The organism is Pseudomonas sp. GL_135 (genome assembly GCF_057834665.1).
On record NZ_CM174408.1, the window covers coordinates 2,157,808 to 2,176,490 of the forward strand.

An 18,683-nucleotide genomic window follows, 5' to 3' on the forward strand; every position below is an offset into this window, starting at 1 on the left:
CCTGACGATGAACACTGAATACCGCAAATCGCTGCCCGGCACTGCGCTGGATTACTTCGACGCCCAGGCGGCAGTCAATGGGATCAAGCCAGGCGCCTACGCCACGCTGCCGTACACCTCCCGCGTGCTCGCCGAAAACCTGGTGCGCCGTTGCCATCCGACCACGCTGACGGCTTCGCTCACGCAACTGATTGAACGCAAGCGTGATCTTGATTTCCCGTGGTTTCCGGCGCGCGTTGTCTGCCATGACATTCTCGGCCAGACCGCGCTGGTGGACCTCGCCGGCTTGCGCGACGCAATCGCCGACATGGGCGGCGACCCCGCGCAGGTCAATCCCGTGGTGCCCGTGCAGTTGATCGTCGATCACTCGCTGGCCGTCGAATGCGGGGGCTACGACCCGGACGCGTTCAGCAAGAACCGGGCGATTGAAGACCGTCGCAACGAAGACCGCTTCCACTTCATCAACTGGACCAAGCAGGCGTTCAAGAACGTCGAAGTGATCCCGCCCGGCAACGGCATCATGCACCAGATCAATCTGGAGCGGATGTCACCGGTGATTCAGACGCTGAACGGCGTCGCTTTCCCCGACACCCTGGTCGGCACCGACAGCCACACCCCACACGTGGATGCTCTGGGGGTCATCGCCATCGGCGTCGGCGGCCTTGAAGCCGAGAACGTCATGCTCGGCCGTGCCTCGTGGATGCGCCTGCCGGACATTATCGGCGTCGAACTGTCGGGCCGTCCGCAGCCGGGCATTACCGCCACCGACGTGGTGCTGGCGCTCACCGAATACCTGCGTCAGCAGAAGGTTGTCGGCGCGTACCTGGAGTTTTACGGCGAGGGCGCCCGCGCCCTGACCCTCGGCGACCGCGCGACCATCTCGAACATGGCTCCCGAATACGGCGCGACCGCGGCCATGTTCAGCATCGATCAACAGACCATCGATTACCTCCGGCTGACCGGTCGCGAAGACCGGCAGGTGCAACTGGTCGAAACATTCGCCCGCCACACCGGGCTCTGGGCCGACAGCCTGGTCACCGCCGAATACGAGCGCGTGCTGCGTTTCGACCTGTCCAGCGTGGTGCGCAACATGGCCGGACCGTCCAACCCCCATGCGCGGGTGGCGACGGCCGATCTGGCGGCCAAAGGCATCGCGGCGCCGTGGGAGGAAACCCCGGGCGAAATGCCGGACGGCGCGGTGATCATCGCTGCCATCACCAGTTGCACCAACACCAGCAACCCGCGCAACGTCATCGCCGCAGGTTTGCTGGCGCGCAACGCCAATCGCCTGGGCCTGACGCGCAAACCGTGGGTCAAATCGTCCCTGGCGCCCGGCTCGAAAACCGTCGCCCTGTACCTCGACGAAGCGGGTCTGACCACTGAGCTGGAGCAACTGGGTTTCGGCATCGTTGCGTTTGCCTGCACCACCTGCAACGGCATGTCCGGTGCGCTGGATCCGGTGATCCAGCAGGAAATCATCGACCGCGACCTTTACGCCACGGCGGTATTGTCAGGCAACCGCAACTTCGACGGACGCATTCATCCTTACGCCAAGCAGGCCTTTCTCGCCTCGCCGCCGCTGGTGGTGGCCTACGCCATCGCCGGAACGATCCGCTTCGATATCGAGAAAGACGTGCTGGGCCTCGGCCCGAATGGCGAAGAGATCCGCCTGAAAGACCTCTGGCCAAGCGACGCCGAGATCGATCAGGTGGTGAAAGCTTCGGTCAAGCCGGAGCAATTTCGTCAGGTGTACATCCCGATGTTCGCCATCCACGAAGACAACGGCCCGAAAGTCGCGCCGCTGTACGACTGGCGCCCGATGAGTACGTACATTCGTCGACCGCCGTACTGGGAAGGCGCGCTTGCCGGTGAACGAACCCTGCGCGGCATGCGTCCGCTGGCGGTGCTGCCGGACAACATCACCACCGATCACCTGTCGCCGTCCAACGCGATCATGCTCGACAGCGCGGCCGGCGAATACCTGGAAAAAATGGGCCTGCCGGAAGAGGACTTCAACTCTTACGCCACCCATCGCGGCGATCACCTGACGGCCCAGCGCGCCACGTTCGCCAACCCCAAGCTGTTCAATGAAATGGTCGTAGAAAACGGCAAGGTCAAGCAGGGCTCCTACGCGCGGATCGAGCCTGAAGGCCAGGTCACGCGGATGTGGGAGGCAATCGAAACCTACATGGCGCGCAAGCAGCCACTGATCATCATTGCCGGCGCCGATTACGGCCAGGGTTCGTCCCGGGACTGGGCCGCCAAGGGCGTGCGCCTGGCGGGTGTCGAAGTTATCGTCGCCGAAGGCTTCGAACGCATCCACCGCACCAATCTGGTGGGCATGGGCGTGCTGCCGCTGGAGTTCAAACCGGGCACCAGTCGCCTGACCCTGGGTATCGACGGCAGTGAAACCTATGACGTGATCGGCGCCCGCACGCCGGGTGCCACGCTGACGCTGATCATCCAGCGCAAGAACGGCGAGCGTGTGGACGTGCCGGTGACCTGCCGCCTCGACACGGGGGAAGAGGTGTTGATCTACGAGGCCGGCGGCGTGTTGCAACGCTTTGCCCAGGACTTCCTCGAATCCTCGGCCGTTGCCTGAGCCGACGCCCGCGCTGCTCTCTATATACGAAAGAATCAGAAGGAACAGCTCCATGGCTTCCACAGCACAGATCAAGATTCCCGCGACCTACATGCGCGGCGGCACCAGCAAGGGCGTTTTTTTCCTCCGGGACGACCTGCCCGAAGCTGCGCAGACTCCAGGCGCCGCCCGTGACGCCTTGCTGCTGCGGGTGATCGGCAGCCCCGACCCCTACGCCAAGCAAATCGATGGCATGGGCGGCGCGACGTCGAGCACCAGCAAGACGGTGATTCTGTCAAAGAGCGAGAAAGCCGATCACGACGTCGATTACCTGTTTGGTCAGGTCGCCATCGACAAGCCCTTCGTCGACTGGAGCGGCAATTGCGGCAACCTGTCGGCGGCGGTCGGCCCGTTCGCCATCAGCAACGGTCTGGTTGACCCGGCGCGCATCCCCCGGAACGGCGTGGCAGTGGTGCGCATCTGGCAGGCCAACATCGGCAAAACCATCATCGCTCATGTGCCGATGACCGACGGGGCGGTTCAGGAAACCGGCGATTTCGAGCTCGACGGTGTGACCTTTCCGGCAGCGGAAGTGCAGCTGGAATTCATGGACCCGGCCGCGGATGAGGAGGGCGCTGGCGGCTCGATGTTCCCCACCGGCAATCTGGTCGATGAGCTTGAAGTGCCCGGGGTGGGGACGTTTAAGGCGACGATGATCAATGCCGGCATCCCGACGATCTTCGTCAACGCCCGGGACATCGGTTACGGCGGCAGCGAATTGCAGGACGCAATCAACAGCGATCCGAAGGCCTTGAGCATGTTCGAAACGATCCGGGCCCATGGCGCCGTGCGCATGGGGCTGATCGGCACGGTCGAGGAGGCCGCGACGCGTCAGCACACGCCTAAAGTGGCGTTCGTGGCCGCGCCTGCTGAATACCTGTCTTCCAGCGGCAAGCGGGTCACCACCGCAGACACCGATCTGTTGGTGCGCGCCATGTCCATGGGCAAGCTGCACCACGCGATGATGGGCACGGCGGCAGTGGCCATCGGCACGGCGGCGGCGATACCGGGCACGCTGGTCAACCTGGCAGCGGGCGGGGGCGAGCGCAGTGCCGTGCGCTTCGGCCACCCCTCCGGGACCCTGCGTGTCGGCGCTGAAGCGGTATTGGTCGACGGCGAATGGCAAGTCAAAAAAGCCATCATGAGCCGCAGCGCGCGGGTGTTGATGGAAGGATGGGTGCGCGTGCCGGGTGACAGCTTCTGACCGGAGCGCATGGCCTGCTCCGGCCAACTTGCAGCTTGCAGCTTCAAACTTGCCGCTGCGCAGCTACTTAAACCGCCGCTCGACGCCTTTCTCCACCAGCACCTTCGCCGAGATTTCCTCGACCGAAAAATGCGTGGAGTTGATGTGCGGGATGTTCTCGCGGCGGAACAGGCCTTCGACTTCGCGCACTTCGAACTCGCACTGGGCGTAACTGGCGTAGCGGCTGTTGGGTTTGCGTTCGTGGCGGATCGCAGTCAGACGGTCGGGATCGATGGTCAGGCCGAACAGCTTGTCCCGGTGCAGCTTCAGGGCAGTGGGCAACTGCAGACGCTCCATGTCTTCTTCGGTCAGCGGGTAATTGGCGGCGCGGATGCCGAACTGCATGGCCATGTACAGACAAGTTGGGGTCTTGCCGCAGCGCGACACGCCCACCAGGATGATGTCGGCCTTGTCGTAATAATGGGTTCTGGCGCCGTCGTCGTTGTCCAGCGCGAAGTTCACCGCCTCGATCCGCTCCATGTAATTGGAGTTGTGCCCGATGGAGTGGGATTTCCCCACCGAGTAGGAAGAGTGTGAACTAAGCTCCAGCTCCAACGGGGCGAGGAAGGTCGAGAAAATGTCGATCATGAAGCCGTCGGAGGTCGCGAGAATCTCGCGGATGTCCTGGTTGACGATGGTGTCGAAAATGATCGGGCGGGCTTCGTCTTTCTCGGCCGCCTTGTTGATCTGCTGCACCATGGCCCGCGCCTTCTCGACGCTGTCGATATAGGGGCGCGTGAACTTGTTGAATGTAATGTTTTCAAATTGCGCTAGCAGACTCTGGCCAAGGGTTTCGGCGGTAATGCCGGTGCCATCGGAGATGAAAAAAGCGGATCGTTTCATTTGCGCCCCGGGGCCTTAAGCTGAAGACAATTTGTGGATATGATAGGCCGGCTTGCGGGCCATGACTGGCCGCATTCTACCTGTTTTCAATCGCCGCGATTCCCGCACCAAAAGCGTTTCCAACAATAACCGGTTAGTGGAGAGATCACCTTGGTAGAGTACGTAGTTTCCCTCGATAAGCTCGGCAAACATGATGTTGAGCACGTGGGGGGCAAGAACGCATCCCTCGGCGAGATGATCAGCAACCTGGCGGGTGCAGGCGTGTCCGTTCCCGGTGGCTTTGCCACTACCGCTCAGGCCTACCGTGATTTCCTCGAGCAGAGTGGCCTGAACGATCAGATCCATCAGGCCCTCGACGCGCTGGATGTCGACGACGTCAACGAACTGGCCAGAACCGGCGCCAAGATCCGTGAGTGGATCATGGAGGCTGAATTCCCCGAAAAGCTCAACGTCGAAATCCGCACCGCCTTCGCCGAGCTCTCGGCGGGCAACCCGGACATCGCCGTGGCCGTGCGCTCTTCCGCCACCGCAGAAGATTTGCCGGACGCCTCGTTCGCCGGCCAGCAGGAAACCTTCCTGAACATTCGTGGCGTCGAAAACGTCATCCGCGCGGCGAAAGAGGTGTTCGCATCGCTGTTCAACGACCGCGCCATTTCCTACCGCGTTCACCAAGGGTTCGACCACAAGCTGGTGGCACTGTCCGCTGGCGTGCAGCGCATGGTGCGTTCTGAAACCGGCACCGCAGGCGTCATGTTTACCCTGGACACCGAATCCGGTTTCCGCGACGTGGTTTTCATCACCGGCGCCTACGGCTTGGGCGAGACCGTCGTCCAGGGCGCGGTCAACCCGGACGAATTTTACGTTCACAAAAACACCCTTGAAGCCGGCCGCCCGGCGATCCTGCGCCGCAACCTCGGCAGCAAGGCAATCAAGATGATCTACGGCGAAGAGGCCAAGGCCGGTAAATCGGTCAAGACCATCGACGTCGACCTGGCGGACCGCGCGCGTTTCTGCCTCAGCGACGAGGAAGTCAGCAATCTGGCCCGCCAGGCGATGATCATCGAAAAGCACTACCAGTGCCCGATGGACATCGAGTGGGCCAAAGATGGCGATGACGGCAAGCTCTACATCGTGCAGGCGCGTCCGGAAACCGTAAAAAGCCGCACCTCGTCCAATGTCATGGAACGCTATCTGCTGAAAGAGAAGGGCACCGTTCTGGTGGAAGGCCGCGCCATCGGCCAGCGCATCGGCGCCGGCAAGGTGCGGATCATCAAGGACGTGTCCGAGATGGACAAGGTCCAGCCCGGCGACGTGCTGGTCTCCGACATGACCGACCCGGACTGGGAACCGGTCATGAAACGCGCCAGCGCCATCGTCACCAACCGTGGCGGACGCACTTGCCACGCCGCGATCATCGCTCGCGAGCTGGGCATTCCGGCGGTAGTGGGTTGCGGCAACGCCACCGAGCTGTTGCAGGAAGGTCAGGGCGTCACCGTGTCCTGCGCCGAGGGCGACACCGGTTACATCTTCGAGGGCGAACTGGGCTTCGACATCAAGCAGAACTCTGTCGACGCCATGCCTGACCTGCCGTTCAAAATCATGATGAACGTCGGCAACCCCGACCGCGCCTTTGATTTCGCCCAGTTGCCCAACGCCGGTATCGGCCTGGCGCGTCTGGAATTCATCATCAACCGCATGATCGGCGTGCACCCCAAGGCGCTGCTGAACTACGCCAACCTGCCTCAGGACATCAAGGAAAGCGTCGACAAGCGCATCGCCGGCTACGACGATCCGGTCGGTTTCTACGTCGAGAAGCTGGTGGAAGGCATCAGCACCCTGGCGGCGGCGTTCTCGCCCAAGAAAGTCATCGTGCGGCTGTCGGACTTCAAGTCCAACGAATACGCCAACCTGATCGGCGGCAAGCTTTACGAGCCGGAAGAAGAAAACCCGATGCTGGGCTTCCGTGGCGCGTCGCGGTACATCAGCGAAAACTTCCGCGACTGCTTCGAGTTGGAATGCCGTGCCCTCAAGCGCGTGCGCAACGAGATGGGCCTGACCAACGTCGAAATCATGGTGCCGTTCGTCCGCACCCTGGGCGAAGCGAGCCAGGTCATCGACTTGCTCGCCGAAAACGGTCTGGCCCGTGGCGAGAACGGTCTGCGCGTGATCATGATGTGCGAACTGCCGTCCAACGCGCTGATGGCCGATGAATTCCTCGAATTCTTCGACGGTTTCTCCATCGGTTCCAACGACCTGACCCAGCTGACCCTGGGCCTGGACCGTGACTCCGGGATCATCGCCCACTTGTTCGACGAGCGTAATCCTGCGGTGAAGAAGCTGCTGTCCTACGCCATTCAGGCCTGCAACAAGGCCGGCAAGTACATCGGCATCTGCGGCCAGGGCCCTTCCGATCACCCGGATCTGGCGCGCTGGTTGATGGAGCAGGGCATCGAAAGCGTGTCCCTCAATCCTGATTCGGTACTGGAGACCTGGTTCTTCCTGTCCGAAGAGGACGCTCCCACCTGATGCAGATCGAGTAAGATGCCGGCCCGTTTCCATGGGCCGGTTTCCCGAAAGGGCGGTTTTTGACGAATCCGCCCTTTTTTGTGGGTGATTTTTGGCGCGCTGGCAGCGTCAACCTGCTGTCCGTCCCCACGGCCATTTCCCCACCCACCTAGAGCGTCCAGCAAGAGCACCATGCAAAGCAGCAGTCATCTCTTTCCCGTGGCCCTGATCAGTGCCGAGCGTCGTGGCGACCTGACCGAGGACGTCTACCGTTTGAAACCCGGCAACAGCCCGGACTTTACCGTCGAAATCGCCGTCACCCGGCTGGGTCTCGTGGCTGCACCGGATGCCCGGGGCGTACCGGTGGTCTTGCTGCATGGCAGTTTTTCCAATCGACGATTCTGGTACTCCCCCAAAGGCATCGGCCTGGGCGCCTACCTGGCCCGTGCCGGGTTCGATGTGTGGATCCCGGAAATGCGCGGGCACGGTTTGTCGGCGCGCAACAGTGCGTACAAGACCAATTGCGTGGCCGATTACGCACGCTTTGATCTGCCGGCCATCGCGGCGTTCGTGCGCGAGCAGACCGGCGAGGCACCCCACTGGATCGGCCACTCCCTGGGCGGCACGACCCTGGCGGCGGCATTGGGCGGGCAGTATCTGACGGCGGACGATGCGGCCTCGGTGGCGCTGTTCGGCAGTCAGGTCACCCGCAGCCACTGGCCGCTGAAAGTGCCACCGCTGCAATGGGCTGCACGGCTGCTGCTCAAGCGCTTCGAGCACGTGTCAGGCCCGCGGTTCAAGCGCGGCCCGGAAGATGAGCCCATGGGCGTCCTTCTGGAAAGCATGCGCTGTCATGGTCTGTTCGGCCGTTTCGGGCACAAGAAGGAGGACTGGTGGGCAGGGCTGCAACAGGTGACGGTCTCACTGCTGTGCGTGGCGGGCGCTGGCGATCATCAGGACCCGGAATGGGCCTGCCGCGAGCTGTTCGAGCAGTTCGGCAGCGACGACAAGACATTTCTCGTCCTCGGCCGCGAGCACGGCTTCAGCGAAGATTTCGGCCATGTGCCGATGCTGGTCAGCAAAGCCGCGCAAACCCAGGTGTGGCCGCGCGTAGCCGACTGGCTGAACCGTCATGTCGCTGTGGTAAAGACTGAATCAACGCTGAACATGATCGCGACGCCGTGATTGTCACCGGCGCAGCCATTCCTTGGGCGCTGACTTGGCGCTAAGCTGCACCCATTCTCAACACCGGGACCGGATGGCCGGTGGCGACGTGCTGGTCAGAATGTTTTTGCTCTGTAGGTGCTATATAAGGAAGCGACGCGCGTGGAACGTCCGCCGTTCAGACAAGCCGTCTATCCTCGTACCGGTTGACCCTCATCACAGAGCTTTCCTGACAGGAGTTACCCATGCATTACATCACCCCGGACTTGTGCGACGCCTACCCTGACCTGGTTGAGGTGGTGGAGCCGATGTTCAGCAACTTCGGTGGCCGAGATTCATTCGGCGGCGAGATCGTCACGCTCAAGTGCTTCGAAGACAATTCCCTGGTGCGCGAGCAGGCCGAACAGGATGGACACGGCAAAGTATTGGTCGTGGACGGCGGAGGCTCGCTGCGCTGCGCACTGCTCGGCGACATGATCGCCGAAAAGGCAGCGAAAAACGGTTGGGAGGGCATGGTGATTTTTGGCTGCGTGCGCGATGTCGATGTCCTGGCACAGACCGACCTCGGTGTGCAGGCACTGGCCAGTCACCCGCTCAAGACCGAAAAGCGTGGCCTCGGTGACCTGAACAAGGTGGTGACCTTCGGCGGTGTGACGTTCAAGCCGGGCGAATTCATCTATGCCGACAACAACGGCATCATCGTCTCGCCCAGCGCGCTGACGATGCCCGACTGAGCGGCCTTCTTCGGGCTGCTGGCGATTCACTCAGCAAGGATACAAATGTTCGACGAAACAAACGCGCAGTGGGGGCTGGTTCACGCCCTCGTGTTGGACGGAAAGGGCGGGGCGCGTTCAATCCCCCGAACTGAACTGGATGGTCTGCAACTGGAGCCCCACGAAAGCGTGTGGCTCCATTGGGACCGCAGCCATCCCCAGACCCAGACGTGGTTGCGCAAGACCAGCGGTCTGAGCGAGTTCGTCTGCGACCTGATGCTGGAAGAGAACACCCGGCCGCGGCTGCTGGCTTTGCCGGACAACGAATTGCTGCTGTTCCTGCGCGGGATCAACCTGAACCCGGGGGCCGAGCCGGAAGACATGGTGTCGGTGCGCATTTTTGCCGCCGCCCAGCGCGTTATCTCGTTGCGCCTGCGCTCGCTGCGGGCAACCGATGAACTGATCTCGTCATTGAATGAAGGAAAGGGACCGAAAACGGCATCGGAACTGCTGCTGTATCTGGCCCAGTTTCTGACTGACAAGGTTCAGGCCGTGGTCAGCGAGCTGACCGAACTGGTCGATGACATGGAAGAACGCATAGATGCCGACGAGCGGTATCTGCCCGAGCACGGCAACATGGTGCACATCCGCAGAAGAGCGGCGGGACTGCGTCGGTTTCTGGCGCCTCAGCGCGAAATCTACGCCCAGCTGACGCGCAGCAAGATGCCGTGGTTCGTGGAGGACGATGCCGATTACTGGAACGAATTGAACAACAGCCTGACGCGCTACCTCGAAGAGCTGGAATTGACACGAGAGCGAGTGGGGCTGGTGCTTGAGGCTGAAGACAGGCGCCTCAACGAGCGGATGAACAGGACCATGTATCGGTTTGGGGTCATCACCGGCATCTTCCTGCCGATGACCTTCCTGACAGGTTTGCTGGGCATCAACGTGGGGGGTATCCCCGGGTCGGAAAATCCCTATGGATTTCTGTACGCCTGCGGCTTGATGCTCATCGTGGCCGTCGGCCAGACGTGGTTGTTCAAGCGGTTGCGGTGGGTGTGAGCGTAAAAAAACGGGAGGCGTTCGTGTGTGTCGTGTGACTCCGGCAGAATGGGATGCGTCTTTCAGTGACATTGCGTGAGGTGCCTATGCACGACCCGTTTGAAGAATCACTGCGAGACATGCTCAATGCTTCGTCCAGCAGCCGGGACGATGATGCCGTTCTGGGCAGAGTGTTGAAGACCGCCAACCGTCAGGTGGGCGCCGGTGATCTGTTCAGTCTTCTGGGTCGTTGCACGCAGGCTTTGATGATCGCCTTGAACAATGGCTCCGCTCACGTTTCACCTGTTTCCCGCCGCAAGGCGACCCGCGCCGGTACTACGTTTACCGGTACCGGTGCACAAGACAAGGCTGATTGAATATGGAATTGGATCTCTGGACGCAGAGCCTGGTTACTGCAATGACTGCGTTGTGGACCAAAGTCGCGAACTTCATCCCGAATCTGTTCGGCGCGCTGGTGGTAGTGCTTTTGGGTTTCGTGGTGGCAAAGCTGCTCGATACCCTGCTTTCCAAGTTATTGGCCAAACTCGGTCTGGATCGCCTGATGGGTGGCACCGGGTTGACCAAGCTGATCAGCCGCGCAGGGGTTCAAGTCCCGATTTCGACGCTGATCGGCAAGATTGTGTATTGGTTCGTGCTCTTGATTTTTCTGGTGTCGGCGGCAGAATCGCTCGGGTTGGAGCGGGTGTCGGCAACGCTGGACATGCTGGCGCTGTACCTGCCGAAAGTTTTCGGCGCCGCGCTGGTGCTCCTTGTGGGTGTGTTGCTGGCGCAACTGGTCAACGGTATTGTGCGGGGCGCCGCCGAAGGGGTGGGGCTGGATTACTCGGCCGGCCTGGGGCGAATCGCCCAGTGGCTGGTGATCATCATCAGTATTTCGGTAGCGATCAGTCAGCTAGAGGTCAAAACCGACCTGCTGAACCATGTGATTGTTATCGCATTGATTACCGTTGGTCTGGCCGTTGCGCTGGCCATGGGGCTCGGCAGCCGCGAAATCGCGAGCCAGATCCTCGCAGGAATTTATGTACGTGAGTTGTACCAGGTAGGGCAACAAGTGCGTGTGGGTGAGGTCGAAGGGCAGATCGAAGAAATTGGCACGGTGAAGACCACCCTGCTGACCGAGGAAGGGGAGTTGGTGTCTTTGTCCAACCGGATCCTCCTCGAGCAGCGAGTGAGCAGCCGTTGAGCCGGCGAATCTGCTAATGTATGCCGCCGCAAAACCCGGGCGATTTCCGGGTGCGGCGGACATCTATCCGACTGTCGGCACGACTTGTTTTGAATAACGCTCAATCGCCCTCTCTGCGCTACGACCCACGCGAGCTCTCCGATGAGGAGCTGGTTGCGCGTTCGCACGCCGAGCTGTTTCATGTGACGCGTGCCTATGAGGAGCTGATGCGTCGTTACCAGCGGACACTTTTTAACGTCTGCGCACGGTATCTGGGGAACGATCGCGATGCTGATGATGTCTGTCAGGAAGTGATGCTTAAGGTGTTGTATGGCTTGAAGAACTTCGAGGGTAAATCGAAGTTCAAAACCTGGCTCTACAGCATCACGTACAACGAATGCATCACGCAGTACAGGAAGGAGCGACGAAAGCGTCGGTTGCTGGACGCTTTGAGTCTTGACCCCCTCGAGGAAGCGTCGGAAGAAAAGACGCCGAAACCAGAAGAAAAGGGCGGGCTTGATCGTTGGCTTGTGCATGTGAATCCGATCGACAGGGAAATTCTGGTGCTACGATTTGTCGCAGAGCTGGAATTTCAGGAGATCGCAGACATCATGCACATGGGCCTGAGTGCCACGAAAATGCGTTACAAGCGGGCACTTGATAAATTACGTGAGAAATTTGCAGGCGTTACCGAAACTTAACTCGGTGCAAATATCTCTAACGAGCAGGCAAGTTCTGATAGACTTGCCGACGAGTTGTCTCTCGCTAAGGGGGACTGCTTTACAATCACCAGATGGGGATTTAACGGATGAAACTGAAAAACACCTTGGGCTTGGCCATTGGTACTATTGTTGCCGCAACTTCGTTCGGCGCTCTGGCTCAAGGCCAAGGCGCAGTCGAAATCGAAGGCTTCGCCAAGAAAGAACAGTTCGACAGCGCTCGTAACTTCAAAAACGACGGCAACCTGTTCGGCGGTTCTGTTGGCTACTTCCTGACCGACGACGTTGAATTGCGTCTGGGCTATGACGAAGTGCACAACGTCCGTAGCGACAATGGCCAGAACATCAAGGGCGCGAACACCGCTCTGGACGCTCTGTACCACTTCAACAACCCAGGCGACATGCTGCGTCCGTACGTTTCGGCTGGTTTTTCCGATCAGAGCATCGATCAGAACGGCAGCAACGGTCGTAACCGTTCCACCTTCGCCAACATCGGCGGCGGTGCCAAGCTGTACTTCACTGACAACTTCTATGCCCGTGCTGGCGTTGAAGCTCAGTACAACATCGACCAGGGCGACACCGAGTGGGCGCCAAGCGTCGGTATCGGTGTGAACTTCGGCGGCGGTTCGAAGAAAGTTGAAGCAGCACCGGCTCCAGTAGCTGAAGTGTGCTCCGACAGCGACAACGACGGCGTTTGCGACAACGTTGACAAGTGCCCTGACACCCCTGCAAACGTGACTGTAGACGCTAACGGCTGCCCAGCTGTTGCTGAAGTCGTTCGCGTTGAGCTGGACGTTAAATTCGACTTCAACAAGTCGGTTGTGAAGCCAAACAGCTACGGCGACATCAAGAACCTGGCTGACTTCATGAAGCAGTACCCACAAACCACCACCACTGTTGAAGGTCACACTGACTCCGTCGGTCCTGACGCTTACAACCAGAAGCTGTCCGAGCGTCGTGCAAACGCCGTTAAGCAAGTTCTGGTTAACCAGTACGGTGTTGGCGCTAACCGCGTAAACTCGGTTGGCTACGGCGAATCCCGTCCAGTTGCTGACAACGCAACTGACGCTGGCCGCGCTGTAAACCGTCGCGTAGAAGCACAAGTAGAAGCCCAAGCTAAGTAATTAGCCTCGCTTCACGAAAAACCCGGCCTCGGCCGGGTTTTTCTTTGCCTGCGATTTAACCTCTCTCGTCCCCATTCATTCCCGGTCTGATCGTCTAAGCGAACAGACAGAGATGAACCTGGATCCATCTAAGCAGATGCCCTTGAACGACTAAGTCCAGACTAGCGTTTGAGCAGCAAAGCCCACAAAACCAGATTGATCAGCAGCGACATCAGCGCAACTGCGCGCCAGACCTTGAGCGGCTCGCGCTCCAGCAGTGGGACGTTGCGTTTATCCAGCGGCGAAAGTTCGCCCTGTTTAAAGTGCACGAGCCAGTGCTCGGCGGTTTCGAAGCGCTTCAGCGGATCAGCCTGTAGGGCGCGTTGCAGATGCTGGTCCAGCCATTCCGGCACATCTGGACGGTAACGACTGGCGGGCAGCGGGTTGCCAAAGCGCCGGCGCTGGAAGGGCTCGACTTCGCCGTAGGGATAGTGACCGGTCAGCAGGAAATACAGCGTGACGCTGGCGCCATACAGGTCGAAACCAGGGCTGGGTTCTGCGCCTTCGAAAGCTTCAGGCGCCATGAAGCTGGGCGTGCCGGGCACGTCGCTGGCTTGATCCACTGAAAGACCTGGGCTGTAGGCCAGCCCGAAATCCAGAATGCGCACACCTCCCGCCTCCTCAAACAGCAGATTTTCCGGCTTGATGTCGCGGTGAATGATATTGCGCCGGTGCAGCAGACCAACGGCTGCGATCAACTCCCGGGCCAGACTCAGCCACGGTGACAGCGCCATCGGCCCTTCCTGATCGAAGCTGTCAGCCAGGGTATGGCCGGCATACTCGCGCATCACGTAATACAGATGCTGGCGCTGGCCGAGGGGGTGAAGCTCGGGAAAGAAGCGACCGGCGACGCGACGCACGAACCACTCTTCGAGCAGCAAGGCCTCCGCCGCGCCGGCCTCGTCAACCCGTGAGGGCGGCAGCGTCTTCAGTAACCACGGTTGCTGTTGACTGTCGCGTACGCGGTAGAGCAGCGATTGTCGCGAGTCGCTCAAACGCGTTTCTACCTGCCAGCCTTCAAACATCTGGCCTGACTTGAAAAGGGGTGGGACTGGCCACTGCTGCAGTTGCAACAGCGTCTCGCCCAGGCTGTCCGAGCCCAGTTGATCGACCTGAATCATCAAGGCGCTGGCGTTGTCGGCGCTGCCAGACAGATGCGCGGCGTTGACCAGCGTTCTGACGGTCGTGTCCAGATCGGCCTGCTCGTTGAGGATCGAACCGATTCGGTCATCGCCCAACGTTGCCCACACGCCGTCGCTGACCAGCAGCAGCCGCTCGCCGATGCGCAGCTCACCGTCCCGATAATCCATGACCACGTATTGATCCAGGCCCAGCGCCCGTTTCAGCACATGCTGCATGTCCGGCTGTTCCCAGACATGGTCCTGGCTGATGCGCTGGAGCAGCCCTGCATGCCAGCGGTACACGCGGCAGTCGCCGACATGGGCGAGGGTAAAGCGACGCCCGCGCAGGATCAGCGCGCTGAGGGTGGTCAACAAGCCGTTGGCCAGCAGCCAGCGGTTTTGTGCCAGCAGGAGGCGATCGAGGGCCTGGGCGACGCTCCAGGTTTCCGGCGTCGCGTAGTAGTCCATCGCCAACGCCTGGAGCGTGGCGCGGGATGCCACGCTGCCGTCGGCGCACTGGCTGACGCCGTCAGCGAGGGCGAACAGATAACCCTTGCTGGCGGCCAGCGCCGGAGCAGGAGTGACCACCCGAATGGCATCCTGATTTTCCGCCCTGGGCCCGGTGGCGCTGAACTCGGCGACGCGGAGTTGCAAGCCGGTCGCTCTGGAAGCAACTGCCGGAATAGGCTGATCGACGCTCACGACCTAGACGCGAGCGGCGGTGACGGCGGCCGAACCCCAGGTGGTTCTCCAGCGACGCTTGACGTTCATCAGGCCGAACCAGGCCAGCACGCCAAGGAATGCGAACAGCCACAGACCCAGTTGGTACTCGCCGGTGTTCTGCTTGATCGCGCCGAGCCCGGCGGCCAGCAGGAAGCCACCGATGCCGCCGGCCATGCCGATCAGGCCGGTCATGACGCCGATCTCTTTGCGAAAGCGTTGCGGTACCAGTTGGAAGACCGCGCCGTTACCGGCACCAAGGCCGAGCATGGCCGCGACGAACAGCGCCAGTGCGGCCCATGAGCTGGGCAGGTTGAAACCCACGGCGGCGATGCAGATCGCGGCGACGGCGTACATGCCCGACAGCGTGCGAATCCCACCGAAGCGGTCGGCGAGGGCGCCGCCCAGTGGCCGCATCATGCTGCCGCCGAAGACGCAGGCGGCGGTGTAGTAACCTGCGGTCACCGGGCTCAGGCCGTATTGATCGTTGAAATAGCCGGGCAGGGCGCTGGCCAGGCCAATGAAGCCGCCGAAGGTCACGCTGTAGAAGAACATGAACCACCAGCTGTCGCGGTCGCCCAGGGCCTTGAAATAGTCAGCCATGGATTTGGCTTTGGGCCGCTCAGGGGCATTCTTTGCCATGAGCGAGAACGCGATGAGGGTCAACAGCAGCGGCGCCACGGCAAAGCCAAACACGTTGTTCCAGCCGAAGCTGGCCGCGAGTACGGGTGCGATCAGGGCCGCGAACACAGTGCCGGAGTTGCCGGCGCCGGCAATGCCCATGGCTTTGCCCTGATGCTGCGGCGGGTACCACTGGGAGGCCAGCGGCAGGGCCACAGCGAATGAGGCGCCCGCCATGCCAAGGAACACGCCCAGCAGCAGCGCCTGTTCATAGCTGTGAATACCCAACTGCCAGGCGCCCAGCAGCGCGGCGATGACGATGACCTGGCCGATGATCCCGGCGGTCTTGGGCGACAGCTGGTCAGCGAGCATGCCCATGATGAAACGCAGCACGGCGCCCGCCAGAATCGGCGTCGCGACCATCAGGCCGCGTTGCTGGGTGGTCAGGTGCAGATCGGCGGCGATTTGCACGGCCATGGGACCGAGCAGGTACCAGACCATGAAGCTCAGGTCGAAATACAGGAACGCTGCGAACAGTGTCGGTTTATGGCCGGCTTTCCAGAAACTCGTGTTCATCTAACACCTCATCTGCAGGGATTCGTGTTCGGTCGAGAGGTTGCTCGCACCGCTACGGGTCAGGTCGTGCAGGTGAAGCACCAGACCGGTACTCCACCCGCCCCGATGTGTTCAGGGCAAAAACGAAAAAACGCCGCAGCCCTGTGCGCTTTCGCGAAGGGGTGCGACGTCTTTGTCGTGAGTGGGCAACCGCCGTTGGTTACCTGTGATGTGTACGTAGCAATACATGGGCCAGATACGCGCCAGACGCCTGGTCGGATCAACCGGGCCGGCCCCGCGCATTTTTCAGAGGAGCCGGCTTGCTGGCGAAAGCGGCGGGTCAGCGGCGCAGATCTCAGCTGACACAATGGGTTCGCCAGCAAGTCGGCTCCTACAGCAGCGGGTGTAGTCAGTTACGCCAAGGCCGTCCGGAACTGAATGCGCTCAGCCCAGCAACTCGCTCATGGCAATGATCTGCTCCGCCACTTGAATCAGCTTCTGCTGTCGGCTCATGGCCTGGCGCCGCATCAGGGTGTAGGCCTCTTCTTCGTTGCACTGCTTCATCTTCATTAACAGCCCCTTGGCCGTTTCGATGCGTTTGCGTTCGGCCAATTGCTGATCGCGGGCCTGCAGTTGCGCGCGCAGGTCCTGATCGCTTTCGAAGCGCGCCATGGCGACGTCGAGAATCGGCTGCAGGCGGTGCGCATGAATGCCTTCGACGATGTAGGCGCTGACCCCTGACTTGATCGCCTGGCGCATCACGACGGGGTCGTGCTCATCGGTGAACATGACGATCGGGCGCGGCAGATCGCGGGTCACCAGCACCACTTGCTCCAGCACGTCACGGCCCGGCGATTCGGTGTCGATGAGAATCACGTCCGGACGCACGGCCTGGACCCGGGCAGGCAGGTCGATGATCAGCCCGGATTCGTCGATCACCTCAAAACCGGCTTCGGTCAGCGCGGCCTTAAGGCGCCCGACCTTTTTGGGCGTGTCGTTGATCAGCAGGATTCGCAGCATGGTGGCGTCTCCTCAGCGATCAGCATGAACGAGGGCCGCATCGGCCAGCGCGTGCAGCTTGAAGCTGCGGGCGTAACGCGCCGGGTCACTGCCGTCCCAGATTTTGCCGTCGATCAACTGGCTGCTGCGCATGGGCGAAGGCGGTACGGCAATGCCCAGCGCCTCGGCGGCCTGGCGGTACAGCCCCAATTGCTGGACGCCGCGGGCGACGCCGAGGTAATCCGGGTCTTCACGCAGCAAGCCCCAGCGGCGGAACTGGGTCATGAACCACATGCCGTCGGACAGCCAGGGCATGTTGACCTGCCCGTCGCCATGGAAGCGGATGGCGTGGTGGTCAAGCCACTGGTTGCCGAGCCCGTCGTCGTATTCGCCCAGCAGCCGCGATTCGATGGTGCCCACCGGTGCATTGACGTACTCGGAGGCGCTGAGCAGTTGCGCGGTGCTGCGCCGGTTGTCGGTGCTCTCTTCGATGAAACGGCTGGCTTCAAGCATCGCCATCACCAGCGCCCGTGCTGTGTTCGGGTACTGCTCGGCGAATTCCAGGCTGCAGGCCAGGACCTTCTCCGGGTGATCCGGCCAGATGGCCTGGGACGTCGCCAGGGTGAAGCCCAGGTTTTGCTGAACGGCGCTGGCCCCCCACGGCTCGCCGACGCAAAAGCCGTCGATGCGTCCGGCCTGCAAGTGCTCGACCATCTGCGGCGGCGGCACCACCACGCTGTCGACGTCGCGCAACGGATGGATGCCCTGACTCGCGAGCCAGTAATAAAGCCACAAGGCGTGATTGCCGGTGGGAAAGGTCTGGGCAAAGGTCAGTTTTGAGTCGCTTTGGTGCGTGCGCCGGTCCAGTGCATCAGGAGTGGTCACGCCGGCGTCCTGCAGCGACCGCGACAGGTTGATGCTCTGGCCGTTCTGGTTCAGCCCCATCAGCACCGCCATGTCCTTCGCCGGTCCGGCCAGCCCCAGCTGGACGGCGTAGACCAGACCGTAGAGGCTGTGGGCCGCGTGCAATTCGCCGTTCACCAGTTTGTCGCGCAGGTTGGCCCATGATGACTGCCGGTGCAGGTTGATGTGCAGGCCGTAGGGCTGGGCGAAGCCCTGGGTCGCGGCGACGATCAGCGAGGCGCTGTCGGTGAGCGCCATGAAGCCAAGGTCGACGCTGGCCAGTTCGGGTGCATCGCTGCCATCGACCCACGTCAGCGAGGGGGTAAGCGTGTGATTCATGAGTGCGATTCCGGGTGGAGGCCGAAGCGCCTTACAGCGCTGCCGATCGTCCAAAAAAACGTCGCCTCGCCCTGATTGAACCGGGGCGACAGCGACGTCATTGTCCTGTGTCTCGCTCCGCCGTTGGATCGAGCCAATGGAGGACGTGAAGCAAGCGATATGCCAGCGGCGAGCGGGGGCGCCAGCAAAGTTCTCGACATGCCTCGCGCT

Annotated in this window: 15 protein-coding genes; 10 read left to right on the top strand and 5 right to left on the bottom strand. The window is 61.3% G+C overall.

All coding sequences use genetic code 11. The features are described from left to right. The first annotated feature begins 7 nt into the window (after window positions 1-7). Together acnD and prpF are read left to right on the top strand one after the other, a co-directional pair. Window positions 8-2,602: a Fe/S-dependent 2-methylisocitrate dehydratase AcnD gene (gene acnD, locus AC3ISG_RS09795; RefSeq protein ID WP_489299116.1), complete on the top strand. Its 2,595-nt coding sequence runs from the start codon at window positions 8-10 to the stop codon at window positions 2,600-2,602. Window positions 2,603-2,654: 52 nt separating this feature from the next. After that, window positions 2,655-3,845 carry a 2-methylaconitate cis-trans isomerase PrpF gene (prpF, locus tag AC3ISG_RS09800; protein ID WP_489299117.1) on the top strand — a complete coding sequence of 397 codons (1,191 nt, stop codon included), beginning with the start codon at window positions 2,655-2,657 and terminating at the stop codon, window positions 3,843-3,845. A gap of 63 nt (window positions 3,846-3,908) precedes the next feature. On the opposite strand, the gene ppsR is transcribed toward prpF, so the two are convergent. Continuing rightward, a complete protein-coding gene (gene ppsR / locus AC3ISG_RS09805; protein WP_489299118.1) occupies window positions 3,909-4,727 on the bottom strand; it encodes a posphoenolpyruvate synthetase regulatory kinase/phosphorylase PpsR in 819 nt (272 codons plus the stop codon). A 150-nt stretch (window positions 4,728-4,877) separates the two neighbouring features. Here ppsR and ppsA point away from each other — a divergent pair, with 150 nt between their 5' ends. The 8 genes from ppsA (at window position 4,878) to AC3ISG_RS09845 (ending at window position 13,176) form a co-directional block, all read left to right on the top strand. Continuing rightward, window positions 4,878-7,253 (top strand): phosphoenolpyruvate synthase, encoded by a 2,376-nt coding sequence (ppsA, locus tag AC3ISG_RS09810; protein WP_489299119.1) that lies wholly within the window; start codon window positions 4,878-4,880, stop codon window positions 7,251-7,253. Between the two features lie 171 nt (window positions 7,254-7,424). Then, window positions 7,425-8,417 (top strand): alpha/beta fold hydrolase, encoded by a 993-nt coding sequence (locus tag AC3ISG_RS09815; RefSeq protein ID WP_489299120.1) that lies wholly within the window; start codon window positions 7,425-7,427, stop codon window positions 8,415-8,417. A 224-nt stretch (window positions 8,418-8,641) separates the two neighbouring features. Further along, window positions 8,642-9,130, top strand: a complete 489-nt coding sequence (gene rraA, locus AC3ISG_RS09820) for a ribonuclease E activity regulator RraA (protein ID WP_205482957.1) — start codon at window positions 8,642-8,644, stop codon at window positions 9,128-9,130. A 45-nt stretch (window positions 9,131-9,175) separates the two neighbouring features. Further along, the gene (locus AC3ISG_RS09825) at window positions 9,176-10,171 is read left to right on the top strand and encodes a zinc transporter ZntB (RefSeq protein ID WP_122534575.1); all 996 of its coding nucleotides are present in this window, start codon (window positions 9,176-9,178) and stop codon (window positions 10,169-10,171) included. Window positions 10,172-10,257: 86 nt separating this feature from the next. Next, on the top strand, window positions 10,258-10,527 hold the full coding sequence (locus AC3ISG_RS09830; RefSeq protein ID WP_122534576.1) for a CrfX protein: 270 nt from the start codon (window positions 10,258-10,260) through the stop codon (window positions 10,525-10,527). Window positions 10,528-10,529: 2 nt separating this feature from the next. Then, window positions 10,530-11,354 carry a mechanosensitive ion channel family protein gene (locus tag AC3ISG_RS09835; protein ID WP_122623142.1) on the top strand — a complete coding sequence of 275 codons (825 nt, stop codon included), beginning with the start codon at window positions 10,530-10,532 and terminating at the stop codon, window positions 11,352-11,354. A gap of 89 nt (window positions 11,355-11,443) precedes the next feature. Then, complete coding sequence (sigX, locus tag AC3ISG_RS09840) at window positions 11,444-12,034, top strand: RNA polymerase sigma factor SigX (protein ID WP_122534578.1); 591 nt, start codon at window positions 11,444-11,446, stop codon at window positions 12,032-12,034. A 107-nt stretch (window positions 12,035-12,141) separates the two neighbouring features. After that, entirely contained in the window at window positions 12,142-13,176 is a 1,035-nt protein-coding gene (locus AC3ISG_RS09845) for an OmpA family protein (RefSeq protein WP_065988496.1), read from the top strand. 161 nt (window positions 13,177-13,337) lie between these two features. Here AC3ISG_RS09845 and AC3ISG_RS09850 read toward each other — a convergent pair whose 3' ends face one another. The 4 genes from AC3ISG_RS09850 to AC3ISG_RS09865 form a co-directional block, all read right to left on the bottom strand. Continuing rightward, window positions 13,338-14,990: a bifunctional protein-serine/threonine kinase/phosphatase gene (locus tag AC3ISG_RS09850; RefSeq protein ID WP_489299121.1), complete on the bottom strand. Its 1,653-nt coding sequence runs from the start codon at window positions 14,988-14,990 to the stop codon at window positions 13,338-13,340. Between the two features lie 51 nt (window positions 14,991-15,041). Beyond that, complete coding sequence (locus AC3ISG_RS09855; protein ID WP_205482960.1) at window positions 15,042-16,253, bottom strand: nitrate/nitrite transporter; 1,212 nt, start codon at window positions 16,251-16,253, stop codon at window positions 15,042-15,044. Between the two features lie 423 nt (window positions 16,254-16,676). Next, complete coding sequence (locus AC3ISG_RS09860; RefSeq protein ID WP_489299122.1) at window positions 16,677-17,252, bottom strand: ANTAR domain-containing response regulator; 576 nt, start codon at window positions 17,250-17,252, stop codon at window positions 16,677-16,679. 12 nt (window positions 17,253-17,264) lie between these two features. Then, window positions 17,265-18,473, bottom strand: coding sequence for a CmpA/NrtA family ABC transporter substrate-binding protein (locus AC3ISG_RS09865; protein ID WP_489299123.1), 1,209 nt, complete (start codon window positions 18,471-18,473; stop codon window positions 17,265-17,267). Between the last annotated feature and the right edge of the window lie 210 nt (window positions 18,474-18,683).